The sequence below is a fragment of the Enterococcus pingfangensis genome (assembly GCF_005405205.1).
GTDB classification, from domain to species: domain Bacteria; phylum Bacillota; class Bacilli; order Lactobacillales; family Enterococcaceae; genus Enterococcus_A; species Enterococcus_A pingfangensis.
This window is the reverse complement of sequence record NZ_BJDP01000005.1, coordinates 99890-112773: the sequence shown is the minus strand read 5'-3', so window position 1 is coordinate 112773 and position 12884 is coordinate 99890. Positions and strand designations below refer to the sequence as shown.

10 protein-coding genes are annotated in these 12884 nt (G+C 41.0%); 9 read left to right on the top strand and 1 reads right to left on the bottom strand.

Features of this window, described 5'->3' with window-relative positions:
• The first annotated feature begins 46 nt into the window (after positions 1-46).
• The 5 genes from pgsA to mprF all read left to right on the top strand — a co-directional run bounded on the left by pgsA (position 47) and on the right by mprF (position 7997).
• Positions 47-628, top strand: coding sequence for a CDP-diacylglycerol--glycerol-3-phosphate 3-phosphatidyltransferase (gene pgsA / locus FFM63_RS03510; RefSeq protein ID WP_137608944.1), 582 nt, complete (start codon positions 47-49; stop codon positions 626-628).
• A gap of 108 nt (positions 629-736) precedes the next feature.
• Positions 737-1984 (top strand): competence/damage-inducible protein A, encoded by a 1248-nt coding sequence (locus tag FFM63_RS03505; RefSeq protein ID WP_137608943.1) that lies wholly within the window; start codon positions 737-739, stop codon positions 1982-1984.
• Positions 1985-2197: 213 nt separating this feature from the next.
• Positions 2198-3253, top strand: a complete 1056-nt coding sequence (gene recA, locus FFM63_RS03500; protein WP_137608942.1) for a recombinase RecA — start codon at positions 2198-2200, stop codon at positions 3251-3253.
• A 250-nt stretch (positions 3254-3503) separates the two neighbouring features.
• Positions 3504-5060 (top strand): ribonuclease Y, encoded by a 1557-nt coding sequence (gene rny, locus FFM63_RS03495; RefSeq protein WP_137608941.1) that lies wholly within the window; start codon positions 3504-3506, stop codon positions 5058-5060.
• Between the two features lie 375 nt (positions 5061-5435).
• Entirely contained in the window at positions 5436-7997 is a 2562-nt protein-coding gene (mprF, locus tag FFM63_RS03490) for a bifunctional lysylphosphatidylglycerol flippase/synthetase MprF (RefSeq protein WP_137608940.1), read from the top strand.
• Between the two features lie 29 nt (positions 7998-8026).
• Here mprF and FFM63_RS03485 read toward each other — a convergent pair whose 3' ends face one another.
• Complete coding sequence (locus tag FFM63_RS03485) at positions 8027-8431, bottom strand: Hsp20/alpha crystallin family protein (RefSeq protein WP_137608939.1); 405 nt, start codon at positions 8429-8431, stop codon at positions 8027-8029.
• A gap of 224 nt (positions 8432-8655) precedes the next feature.
• On the opposite strand from FFM63_RS03485, the gene ispE reads away from it, so the two are divergent.
• The 4 genes from ispE (at position 8656) to FFM63_RS03465 (ending at position 12841) form a co-directional block, all read left to right on the top strand.
• The gene (gene ispE / locus FFM63_RS03480) at positions 8656-9507 is read left to right on the top strand and encodes a 4-(cytidine 5'-diphospho)-2-C-methyl-D-erythritol kinase (RefSeq protein ID WP_246033278.1); all 852 of its coding nucleotides are present in this window, start codon (positions 8656-8658) and stop codon (positions 9505-9507) included.
• Positions 9508-9865: 358 nt separating this feature from the next.
• The gene (locus tag FFM63_RS03475) at positions 9866-10813 is read left to right on the top strand and encodes a metal ABC transporter substrate-binding protein (protein ID WP_171000187.1); all 948 of its coding nucleotides are present in this window, start codon (positions 9866-9868) and stop codon (positions 10811-10813) included.
• A 544-nt stretch (positions 10814-11357) separates the two neighbouring features.
• Entirely contained in the window at positions 11358-12038 is a 681-nt protein-coding gene (locus FFM63_RS03470) for a metal ABC transporter ATP-binding protein (RefSeq protein WP_137608938.1), read from the top strand.
• Positions 12011-12841, top strand: coding sequence for a metal ABC transporter permease (locus tag FFM63_RS03465; RefSeq protein ID WP_137608937.1), 831 nt, complete (start codon positions 12011-12013; stop codon positions 12839-12841). The genes FFM63_RS03470 and FFM63_RS03465 overlap by 28 nt, the downstream gene beginning before the upstream one ends.
• Positions 12842-12884 lie beyond the last annotated feature (43 nt).

Sequence of the window (12884 nt, the reverse complement as noted above, 5' to 3'; positions counted from 1 at the left end):
TGCTGAAGAGAAATAAGTATATCAGTAAGAATTAGGAGGAAATACAATGAATCTACCCAATAAATTGACCGTTGTTCGAATCTTTATGATTCCATTGTTTATGGTCATTGTTTTAGTCCCATGGGATTGGGGGACACTGCAAGCTGGCAATACGAGTTTAGCGGTAACACAATTAGTCGGAGCCATTATTTTCGCAATCGCCAGTTATACCGATCATTTAGATGGAAAAATCGCGCGCGCGCGGGGCTTGGTCACTAATTTCGGAAAATTTGCGGACCCGCTGGCGGATAAAATGCTAGTGATGACGGCGTTTATTATTTTAGTAGAACAAGGCAAAGCCCCTTCTTGGGTAATCGCCATTATTGTTTGTCGGGAGTTAGCAGTGACTGGCCTGCGGTTGTTGATCGTAGAGCAAGGCGGTGGGGTTATGGCAGCGGCAATGCCTGGTAAAATCAAAACTGCCACACAAATGGTTGGGATCGTATTGTTGTACTTGAACAATGTGCCGTTTAATTTCATCGGTATTCCGATGGACCAAATCATGTTGTACATCTGCTTATTCTTTACAGTTTATTCAGGTTATGACTACTTTGCTAAAAATACAGCTCTTTTCAAAGGTTCAATGTAAGAAAAAAGTAAGAAAAAAACGGTTCGTGCGATATGAAATTTGTCGCACCGATCGTTTTTTCTGTTATAGTTGAGGAAAAATGGCGTATGTTAGAAAGAAGAGAAAAAAATGAGAGCAGAGATCATTGCTGTAGGCACAGAACTTTTATTGGGACAAGTCGTAAATACTAACGCGACCTTTTTATCAGAAAAATTAGCGGATATGGGGATCGAGGTGTATTTTCACACAGTCGTAGGAGACAATCCTAAACGTTTGGAAGAATTACTTCAATTAGCGGATACGCGCAGTGAATTGATTGTTTTGTGTGGCGGCTTAGGACCAACAGATGATGATTTAACGAAAAATGTTTTGGCGGATCATGTAGGTGTGCCGCTAGTCCAAAATCAAGCCGGATTAACAGCCTTGAACGAATTTTTTGAACAACGTCAAAGTACGATGACACCAAATAACTTGCGTCAGATCGAAACTTTGCAAGACGGGATTCCATTACCGAATCGGACGGGTCTGGCGATCGGCTCTTTATATAAAGGTGAGAAAAATAATTATATTTTATTACCAGGACCGCCAAGTGAATTAAAACCAATGTTCTTAGAACAAGCGCGTCCGCTGCTGGAAAAAGAATTTCCGACAACGGAAAAATTAACATCACGGGTTTTACGATTCTTCGGGATTGGGGAATCAAAATTAGTGACCGAGCTGGCAGAAATGATCGAACACCAATCTAATCCAACGATCGCTCCTTATGCTAAGCCCAATGAAGTAACGTTGCGAATCACAGCGAAAACAGAAGATGCGATCTCGGCTAATACTTTATTAGATCAAGCAGAAGCGGAGATCCTAGCAAAAGTCGGCGAATTTTTCTACGGTTACGGAGAAGAAAATAGTTTAGTAGAAGTCGTAGTCGGACTTTTAAAAGAAAATCAGGCGACAATCACTGCTGCTGAAAGTTTAACAGCCGGCGAATTCCAAGCCACTTTAGGAACAATCGTAGGTGTTTCTGAAGTCTTTCCAGGCGGCTTTGTAACGTATTCTTCAGCAACGAAAGCAAGTTTCTTAGGCATCAATCCTGCAGTGTTAGAGCGTGTCGGGGTCGTCAGTGAAGAATGTGCGAAACTGATGGCAGAAGCAGCGCTGCAACTTGCAAAAACGGACTATGCCTTGTCATTTACCGGTGTAGCAGGTCCGGATGAACTAGAAGGCCAAGCAAAAGGGACCGTTTATATTGGACTAGCACAAAAAAATGGCGAGACTATCGTTACTGAAAATCACTTTACCCGCGATCGCTCGTATATTCGTCACAGTTCAGTAATGAAAGGTTTAGACATGGTTCGTCGAACAATTCTAAATAAAAATTAAAAAACCGAATGTTTGTTCGCTTTTTGCTTGATTTTTTGATTTCAAACCGATAAACTAAGGATATTGAAAAAGCAATAATGATGTGAACGTATAATTGATAGAGATAAGCGGCTGCTGATTCTTTTGCTAGATCAGAAAGAGTATGCAGCAAGAATATCAAAATCATTTTTTATAAACGAAACAAATTCCATCAAGAAATAGGAGGATCAGCTATTGGCTAATGATCGTAAAGCGGCTTTAGATGCTGCAATGAAGAAGATTGAAAAGAATTACGGTAAAGGTTCGATCATGAAATTAGGGGAAAAGATCGATCAACAAATCTCAACAATCCCAAGTGGCTCTTTGGCATTGGATGTCGCGTTAGGTGTAGGCGGCTATCCACGCGGACGGATCATCGAAGTATACGGTCCAGAAAGTTCAGGTAAAACAACTGTTGCGTTGCATGCAATCGCAGAAGTACAAAAACATGGCGGCACGGCGGCATTTATTGACGCTGAGCATGCGTTAGATCCGCAATATGCACAACGTCTGGGCGTAAACATTGACGATCTATTGCTTTCACAACCGGATACGGGTGAACAAGGATTGGAAATTGCTGATGCCTTAGTTTCTAGTGGTGCGATTGATATCATCGTAATCGACTCTGTAGCGGCGCTAGTTCCGCGTGCTGAAATCGATGGTGAGATGGGAGATGCACACGTTGGGTTGCAAGCTCGTCTGATGTCGCAAGCCTTGCGTAAACTATCAGGTTCGATCAATAAAACTAAAACGATCGCGGTCTTTATCAACCAAATTCGTGAAAAAGTCGGTGTCATGTTTGGGAATCCAGAGATCACACCAGGGGGACGCGCATTGAAATTCTACGCAACGGTTCGTTTAGAAGTGCGTCGTGCGGAACAATTGAAAAACGGAACGGATATCATTGGTAACCGGACGAAGATCAAAGTCGTGAAAAACAAAGTTGCACCGCCTTTCAAAGTTGCTGAAGTTGATATCATGTATGGCTTAGGGATCTCACAAGAAGGTGAACTTTTAGACATGGCAGTTGAACAGGACATTGTCGATAAGAGTGGTGCTTGGTATGGTTATAAAGAAGATCGGATTGGTCAAGGCCGTGAAAACGCGAAGAAATATCTTGCAGATCATCCAGAGATGATGGCAGAAGTTGCGAAACGTGTCCGGGCAGCTTATGGTATTGGTGAAGAGCTGGAAACAGAAACGGATAAAAAAGAAGATGCTGGGCAAGAAGAATTGCCTTTAGAAGAATAAAAATGAAATCAACACTAATGACATCGTGCTTTTGCACAGTTATTAGTGTTTTTTTCGCACTATTTTACGCTAAACGGAAGCCGTGCATTGCTGAAAGCGTCAAAAGAGAAATAAAGTTGACACGCTATCAGACAAACATTAGAATAAAGTTGTGTGACAAGCACATATGCAAGTAGGCATATTGATAATTTGACATTCGTTTATCAAAAAACTACAGATAGGTAAATAAGATAGTACGGAGGTGGATTTAATGTTAGTTCCTATTCTCCTCGCTATCATCGGTTTAATTGTCGGTCTTGGTTTGGGTTTCATGGCAGCGAAAGCACGTCATGAAAAGGAAATTGATGGGGCACAAAACACAGCTAGAGGAATCATTACGCATGCAAATAAAGAAGCGGAAACCTTGAAGAAAGAAGCTTTGTTGGAAGCCAAGGAAGAAAACCAGCAGTATCGCGCACAAGTTGAAAGTGAGTTGAAAGAAAGCAGACAAGAATTAAAATCACAAGAAAATCGCTTGCTTCAAAGAGAACAGACTTTAGATCGTAAAGACGACTCTCTCGAGAAGCGTGAGCACTCACTGGAAGAAAAAGAAACAAAAATCAGTGCTAGACAGCAATTAATTGACGAGCGAGAAAAAGATGTAGAACAACTAATTGAAGAACAACAAACAAAATTGGAACACGTCGCTGCTTTAACGAAAGATGAAGCAAAAGAAATAATCATGAAGACGACTGAAGAGGAATTGAATCATGAGTTAACTGTTATGGTCAAGGAATCTGAACAACGTGCTAAGGAAGAAGCGGATCGCAAAGCGAAAAATCTTTTGGCGATGGCGATTCAACGTTGCGGTGCGGATGCTGTTTCTGAAACGACTGTTTCGGTAGTCACATTGCCAAATGATGAGATGAAAGGTCGCATTATTGGACGTGAAGGCCGTAACATTCGCACATTAGAGACGTTGACGGGAATCGATTTGATCATCGATGACACACCAGAAGCGGTTGTTTTATCCGGTTTTGATCCAATCAGACGGGAAATTGCCCGGATGACATTGGAAAAATTGATTCAAGATGGTCGGATCCATCCGGCTCGGATTGAAGAAATGGTTGAAAAATCTCGCAAAGAAATGGATGAACGTATTCGCGAATACGGGGAACAAGCGGCCTTTGAAGTGGGCGCCCACACCTTGCATCCAGACTTGATCAAGATTTTAGGCCGATTGCATTTCCGTACCAGTTATGGTCAAAATGTGTTGAATCACTCGATTGAAGTTGCTAAATTGACAGGCGTTTTAGCCGCAGAACTCGGCGAAAATGTTCAGTTAGCGCAACGGGCAGGTTTGCTACATGATATCGGTAAAGCACTGGATCACGAGATCGAAGGCTCACACGTTGAGATTGGGGCAGAACTTGCCGCTAAATACCGTGAAAATCCGGTTGTGATCAATGCGATCGCCTCTCACCATGGAGATACAGAAGCAACTTCAGTTATTTCTGTTTTAGTTGCCGCTGCGGATGCAGTGTCTGCTGCTAGACCAGGTGCACGGAGCGAGTCGCTAGAAAACTACATCCGTCGTTTAGAAAACTTAGAAAATATTTCAAATAGTTTTGATGGAGTGGATTCAAGCTTCGCTGTTCAAGCTGGACGTGAAGTTCGTGTCATGGTCAAACCAGAAGAAATCTCTGATTTAGATACGACTCGTTTAGTTCGCGATATTCGTCGCAGAATCGAAGATGAATTGGATTATCCAGGACACATCAAAGTGGTCGTTATTCGCGAAACACGAGCAACTGACTACGCAAAATAAACTAGTTGTGAAAAGAAGCATTTAGCTTTGAAAAGAAATTAATTTAAACGATTTCTTAAACATTTGTAGTTAAAAGGGGTGTGACAAAAGTCTTGTCACATCCTTTTTTTCGAATAAAGGTGTTCAAACTTCAAAAAATAAGCTGAAATCTCACAAAAATTTTAGCAGCAATTCGCAGAACGGCTTTTTTAGTTCTGATAGCTGCTCGCCGCTATCACAATTTCTTTTTCTTGTTGCTGGAGTCTCGGGGATTCGTTCAGTCCGCTTTGAATCAGAAGAGCGAATTATTTTTGCTGGAGCTAAATTTAAAAGAATAGCTTCAAAACAAGAATTCATTTAAAATAGATTATAAGAAAAAAGAATGGGAGTAGAAGGATGACGACAATCAGTCGCTGGTTTAAACGTTATGCCACCTTGCTCAAAATTATATTCTTCGGAATTGTCTTATTTTTCGTTGCCAATCAAGTGAAAAATATTGCCCATGGGATGAGCTGGCAGACAGTTTGGCAAACAATTCAGCAACAAGATCACATTGCTTTGTTCAGTATGTTCGGAATCGGGCTGTGCGGTGTTCTGCCCATGCTTTTGTATGATCATGTGGCGATCACGATACTCGAATCAGCGGGACGGCCGCGGATGAACCGCAAAGAGTGGTTCGTTTCTGCTTGGACTACGAATACGATCAATAACTTAGCCGGTTTTGGCGGGGTCGTTGGTGTGAGCTTGCGTTCAAGTTTTTATGGTAAAGGGATGGAAAAGAAAAAAGTCTTGGCTGTAATCTCTAAGATCGCTATTTTTATGTTAGCGGGACTTTCGATCATGGCATTTATCACATCTTTAGACCTGCTGTTTTTTCGAACGGAAAATTCATTTGTCCGCTATCGTTTTTGGTTGCTAGCCGGTGGAGCATTTGCACCGCTGCTGTTTGGTTTAGTTTATGGCCGCCGCCGCACGCTATTCAAAGAATTTCGGCTGAAACAAATTTTTGAATTGTATTTAGCTTCTTTAGGTCAATGGCTGGGCGCGTTGATGGTCTTTTTAGTCGTTGGTTATTTGATGGGCGTGGAATTGAATATCGGTGAAGTTTATCCGATGTTTGTGATTGCGACTGGGTTAGGAATGCTGACGATGGTACCAGGCGGAGCAGGGACCTTTGATGTCATGATGATTTTAGGACTCGGACATCTCGGGTTAGATCAAAGCACCGCCGTAGTTTGGATCTTGTTTTATCGGATCTTTTATTATCTGATTCCTTTTATCACAGGGATCGTGATCTTTTTGACGAATACGAGTGTTAAAATGAATCGCTACTTTGATAATTTGCCGCGCGTACTTTCACAAAAAGTTGCCCATGTGATCATGGTCAGTGCCGTTTATTTCGCGGGAATCATGATGATCTTATTGTCTACACTGACTAATTTATCCAACATCAGCCGGCTGTTCCAAGTCTTGTTGCCGTTTTCTTTTGATTTTTTGGATCAGACACTGAATTTATTGATCGGTTTTTTACTACTAGGCTTTGCACGGGGGATCTCACAAAAAGTAAAACGGGCGTTTTGGCCGACGATCGTGCTATTGATCTTTGGGATCATTAATACTGTCGCACGAACAGCATCGATTCGGCTGATCGTCGTGTACTTAGTGATCTTATTGATCGTTTGGCTATCGCGCCGGGAATTTTATCGCGAACGCTTTGTTTATTCTTGGGGCGCACTAGTTTTTGATGGCATTTTGTTTGGCTTGCTATTTGTTTTTTACGCAGTAGCAGGGTATCACAGCGGTCAGATTTGGAGTACTGAACGCTTAACAACCAAATATTTTGCTTTTCCTTCAGGCGAGATTTGGTTTTCAGGATTAGTCGGCTTGATTTTATCTATTTTATGTTTGGCACTTTTGTATCAATATTTGACGCAAAGTGAGACGAAACTAGGCGATCTTTGGGATGAAAAACGCTTCAATTATTTGATCAATCGTTACGGCGGAACACCGGCGAGTCATTATTTACGCGTGTCGGGATATCAGTATTTTTATTACCAAGAAAATGGGAACGATCAAATCATTTTTGGTTTCCAAACACGTGCCAATAAATGTTTCGTATTAGGCGATCCGGTGGGGAATCCTGAGAAATGGCAAGCCGCCACATTTGCTTTTATGGAGCATGCCGATAGACTTGGTTATCAGTTGGCTTTTTATAAGATATCGGAAAAATATGTGCTGCTGTTACATGATTTGGGCTTTCATTTTGATAAAATCGGCGAGACGGGAGTCACGGATTTCACGCGTCATGAACACGATGTTTTTTCTGACCGTTTCGAATTCAAACGTTTGGCGAATGAAGGTTATCAATTTATTTATTTTGAAAAATTGCCGGAAGAGGTCTTTGAAGAACTAGAAGAGATTTCAGATGAGTGGTTGAATGGGGAAAAAGAGAAATGTTTCTCAGTAGGACTGTTTGACCGCGCCTATATCGAGACTAGCAATGTTGGGATCGCACGAGATCCGCAGAATCGAATCGTTGGCTTTATCACTGAACAACCGGTCAACCAAGAAAAAGCTTCATTTGATCTTTTACGTTTTCGAAATGATGTTCCTAATGAATTGCCGATTTTCTTGAAATTGCATTTGATGGATGAATTGAAAGAACAAGGGTACCGGGAAGTGTATCAAGGAATGGCGCCGTTAGCAAAAGTCGGTGAGACTTCATTTGCCTTTTTAGGCGAGCGGATTATGAATTTGATCTATAAATACGGTCATTCAATCTACGCTTTTCAACAAGTGGCAGAAGAAAAGACCGTCTATGTCGATCGCTGGCGGCCGCGCTACTTTGCTTATATGAAAGACAGCAGCTTCTTATTTTCTGCTTTGCAGTTGCTGCTGCTGATTGGTCGGGGAAAAAACAAAGGAGTGACCATTTCAGAAGAAATGATCGAACTTTAAAAAGACGAGCCGTGGCTCGTCTTTTTTTGCTAATCAATGGCGATAGAGCTACCTTTTTTCTCTTCGTGAGGAGCTTTGGGCAGTTTCAAAGTAAGTACGCCGTTTTCAAATTTTGCGTTGATTTGGTCTGCAAGAATATCTTTGACAACAAATTGCCGGCGATAAGCACTGCTGGAACGTTCTCTGCGAACAAAACGACCATCGTCTTTGACTTCACTTTCCGCTGTATGTTCGGCATCAATAGAAAGCAGGTCATTGTTGTAGTGTACGGCAATCTCTGATTTTTCAAATCCCGGCAAGTCCGCTTTGACTTCATAAGAATCATCCAAATCACGAATATCGACACTCATTTTTCGATCTTCCCAAAAGGTGTTCATCAGTTTCCCAACTAAATCTTCGCCATCCAACCAATCATTTTTCGGTAGTAAATTCATACACTATTCCTCCTAAATTATAATTTTTTGGATCTTATGGAAATCAGATCATACTAAAAAATTTGGAACATATTACAGAGCTGATGACAGCCCTTTCTTTAATAATAAAATCTCAGCTGAAAATATTCAAATTATTTGGAGCGTCTATGCTAAAATGAATTATCTATACATTTATTATGGGCTATGATAGAATCGTCTAATGAAAAATTTGAACGGGTGAGAAAATGGAAATTATGGAGAAAGCCCCAGCGAAGATTAATTTAGGCCTCGACATTTTAGGCAAACGACCGGATGGGTTGCATGAGTTGGCGATGGTTATGGCGAGCATCGATCTGGCAGATCGTTTGTACTTAGAAGAGATTCCTGAAGATAAAATCATCATTGAGACCAACAAGGCTTTTTTGCCCACGGATAAAAAGAACCACGTCTATGAAGCGTTGGAATTAGTCAAAGAACGTTTTGATATAAAAAAGGGCCTGCAAGTTAAAATTCATAAGGAAATTCCAGTGGCAGCCGGCTTAGGGGGCGGTTCGACAGACTCAGCCGCGGCTTTGCGCGCGGTCAATCGTTTGTGGGACTTAGGGTTGTCGATCGAAGAACTGGCTCGTCTTGGCGCTGAGGTTGGATCTGATGTTCCTTATTGTGTTTATGGTCAGACTTCGTTGGTAGAAGGTTTCGGCGAAAAAGTAACACCGCTTGCACCGATGCCCCAGTGTTGGGTCGTGGTAGTCAAACCGCGGATGAGTGTGTCGACACGAACGATTTTTGCAAAGATCGTGATGGAAGATTTGTATCATCCTGATATCGCAGCGCTCGTATCTGCTATTGAAGAAAATGATTATCAAAAGATGACTGAAAACTTGGGCAATTCGATGGAAGTCGTGACAATCAAAAAGCATCCGGTTATCCAGCAGTTGAAAGATCGAATGCTGAAATATGGCGCGGATGCGGCAATGATGAGCGGCAGCGGTCCTACGGTTTATGCCTTGTGTCATAAATACTCGCGCGCTAAACATGTATTCAATGCGTTAAAAGGTTTTTGCGAGGAAGTCTATCTTGTTCGGACGTTGAAGTAGATCCTGTGGGTCTGCTTTTTTTATAGACTGCTTAATCAAAGCGAAATATAAAAGATAAGATCTGACCATAATAGCGGTGTTCGATTAAAAAAGTTCCCAACAAACTGCCGTATTTTTAAGCGATCTGTTTCAAAAAAATAAATCCTTATTTTGCATAAATTAACAATTAAATAACATGAATATACTTTTTAAGCGGATACAGGTTTCGTTCTACATATGAATGAAATGTCATCTATATTACGGTTTATCACGTTTATCACGACTTAAATCGTAAATTTTACGGTTTGTGTTGACGGATAGAAAAACATCTGTTAAATTAAATCTTGTCTTAAAAAGCGAAGAGAAGGTGTGTAGATAAATGAAAATGCAAAAAGGACTACTTTTACTAGGAACTGTGTTAGTATCAATCTTGCTGACCGCTTGCGGCAGCGAAGAAAAAAAAGAGGCATCAGCTGATGATAAGATTCAAGTGATGACGACTTTCTATCCCATGTATGAATTCACCAAAGAAGTAGTGGGAGATAAAGGGGACGTGGAACTGCTGATTCCAGCAGGGACTGAACCACATGATTTTGAACCTTCTGCCAAAGACTTGGCAAAGATTTCAGATTCTGATGTGTTTGTGTATAATAGTCCAGAACTAGAAACATGGACAGAAAACCTGACTGATACGATCGATACTGACAAGACGAAGATCATTCAAGCTGCGAAAGAAATCGAGCTGATGGATGGCGCAGAACATGATCATGAAGACGAAGAGGATCACGATCACGACCATGAACACGAACTAGATCCGCATGTTTGGTTAGATCCAGCATTAGCAATCAAAGAAGTTGAAACAATTCGTGATCAATTAAGTAAAAAATATCCTGATGATCAAGCGGCATTTGAAAAGAACGCTGCAAGTTATATCGATGAATTAAAAGCATTGGATGCTGAGTACCAAACAGCCTTTAAAGATGCGAAAAATAAAACATTCGTGACACAGCATGCGGCTTTTGGGTATTTGGCGAAACAATATGGTTTGACACAAGAAGCGATTTCTGGGGTCTCACCAGATCAAGAACCGTCGCCAAGTCGTTTGAGTGAATTGAAGCATTATGTTGACGATCATCAAGTTGAAGTAATCTATTTTGAAGAAAATGCTTCATCAAAAGTTGCCGAAACACTGTCTGAAGAAACGGGTGTAAAATTAGCAGTATTAAATCCGTTAGAAAGTTTGACGGAAAAACAAATCAAAGCTGGCGAAAATTATCTCTCCATTATGCGTGAGAATCTGACAGCGCTGAAGCAAGCCATTCATTAGTATTAGCAGGAAAAGGATGCCAGTTCCTCTTTCGCTAGTTCGACTCTTGCATTTGCAAGGTTAGTCGAATGGTGTGCGTACGAGATTTTTTGAATTTTTACGCTAGAAAAATTCGATCATTGCTTGCGAGTTAGCTTAATAAAGACAAGCAAGAATTTTAGAGGAATGGTAAACTTGACTACAGTTGTCTTTCTCAAAGATTGAAAAAGACGACATTAGTAGGAAAAAGGATGCTAGTTCCTCTTTGTTTAATGAATAAAACCAGCAATCTTTTACAAAAAAATAGAGATAATCAAAGTCAGTATACTTAGAGGAATGGTATACAGCTTGACGATAGTGGTCTTTTTCATTCATTGAAAAAGACGACATTAGTAGGAAAAAGGATGCCAGTTCCTCTTTGTTCGATGAATAAAGCCAATAATCTTTTACAAAAATAGAAATAATCAAAGTCAGTATACTTAGAGGAATGGTATACGGCTTGACGATAGTGGTCTTTTTTATTCATTGAAAAAGACGACATTAGCAGGAAAAAGGAGAGACGAAAATGTCGTATATCGAGGTGGAAGATCTTTCGTTTTATTATGACAACGAACCGGTTTTAGAAAATGTGTCTTATCATGTAGATCCGGGTGAGTTCGTCATTTTAACTGGAGAAAATGGTGCCGCAAAATCAACATTGATAAAAGCGACATTAGGTTTATTAAAACCAAGCAGCGGGAAAGTAACGATTGCAAAAAAAAATGCGCAAGGGAAAAAATTGAGTATCGGCTATATCCCGCAGCAGGTAGCGTCATTCAACGCGGGTTTTCCCAGCACAGTTTTGGAGCTGGTATCATCCGGGCGTTATCCGCAAGGCAAATGGTTTAAAAAATTATCAGCACGCGACCATGAACATGTCCAAAAAGCTTTAGAATCAGTGGATATGTGGAACATGCGTCATAAAAAAGTTGGAGAATTATCCGGTGGACAAAAACAACGGATCAGTTTGGCGCGTTTATTCGCTAAAGATCCTGATTTGTTGATCTTGGATGAACCGACAACCGGGATGGATGAAAAGTCACGGAATGATTTTTATGAGTTGTTGCGACATAGTGCCCATGCACATGGAAAAAGTATTTTAATGATCACTCACGATCATGAAGATACAAAGAAATATATCGATCGTCATATCCGATTGGTGCGAAAGGAGAATTCTAAATGGCGTTGCTTTCATATGAGTTCATGAGACGAGCCTTCCTAGCAGCAATTTTTATTGCTGGGATTGCACCAATGCTGGGAGTCTTTTTAGTTATTCGCCGCCAGTCTTTGATGGCAGATACATTGTCGCACGTTTCGTTGGCTGGGGTCGCGTTAGGATTTTTCTTGAATTTGAATCCTACGGGAACTACCTTGCTCGTCGTTGTGATCGCGGCGATCATTATGGAATATTTGCAAAATATGTACCGCTCTTATTCTGAGATATCGATCGCGATTTTGATGGCGGCTGGGTTAGCTGTCGCGTTGGTGTTGATGAGTTTGGCACCAGGGAATTCCGCAGTCAGCATCCAATCATATTTGTTTGGTTCGATCGTAACAATTACCCAGCAACAAGTTATTTTTCTAGGGATTTTATTTGTTTTAGTCGGCATCTTATTCTTATTGTTCAAGCGTCCGATGTACGTATTGACGTTTGATGAAGATATCGCCGCCGTAGATGGACTGCCGATTCGCATGATGTCGATGATTTTTAATGTGGTGACTGGAATCGCGATCGCAATCATGATTCCGATTGCTGGAGCTTTATTGATCTCGGCGATCATGGTATTGCCGGCAGCGATTGGTATGCGGGTAGGAAAAAGTTTTAATATCGTGATCTTAGTCAGCGTCCTTGTTGGATTCGTTGGGATGATCGGCGGATTGACCAGTTCTTACTATTTAGATACACCGCCAGGAGCGACAATCACGCTTGGTTTTATCTTATTGTTCTTAATACTCAACGGAATTCGACAATTACGGATAATGATTCAACGAAAACAAGCACAAAAATAGAGGAAAGCGAAAGCTTTTCCTCTTTTTTTGTAGAATAATTAAT

Coding starts and splice junctions, on each gene's coding strand:
- pgsA (WP_137608944.1), top strand. CDS start 47: ATGAATCTACCCAATAAATTGACCGTTGTTCGAATCTTTATGATTCCA.
- FFM63_RS03505 (WP_137608943.1), top strand. CDS start 737: ATGAGAGCAGAGATCATTGCTGTAGGCACAGAACTTTTATTGGGACAA.
- rny (WP_137608941.1), top strand. CDS start 3,504: ATGTTAGTTCCTATTCTCCTCGCTATCATCGGTTTAATTGTCGGTCTT.
- mprF (WP_137608940.1), top strand. CDS start 5,436: ATGACGACAATCAGTCGCTGGTTTAAACGTTATGCCACCTTGCTCAAA.
- FFM63_RS03485 (WP_137608939.1), bottom strand. CDS start 8,431: ATGAATTTACTACCGAAAAATGATTGGTTGGATGGCGAAGATTTAGTT.
- ispE (WP_246033278.1), top strand. CDS start 8,656: ATGGAAATTATGGAGAAAGCCCCAGCGAAGATTAATTTAGGCCTCGAC.
- FFM63_RS03475 (WP_171000187.1), top strand. CDS start 9,866: ATGAAAATGCAAAAAGGACTACTTTTACTAGGAACTGTGTTAGTATCA.
- FFM63_RS03470 (WP_137608938.1), top strand. CDS start 11,358: ATGTCGTATATCGAGGTGGAAGATCTTTCGTTTTATTATGACAACGAA.
- FFM63_RS03465 (WP_137608937.1), top strand. CDS start 12,011: ATGGCGTTGCTTTCATATGAGTTCATGAGACGAGCCTTCCTAGCAGCA.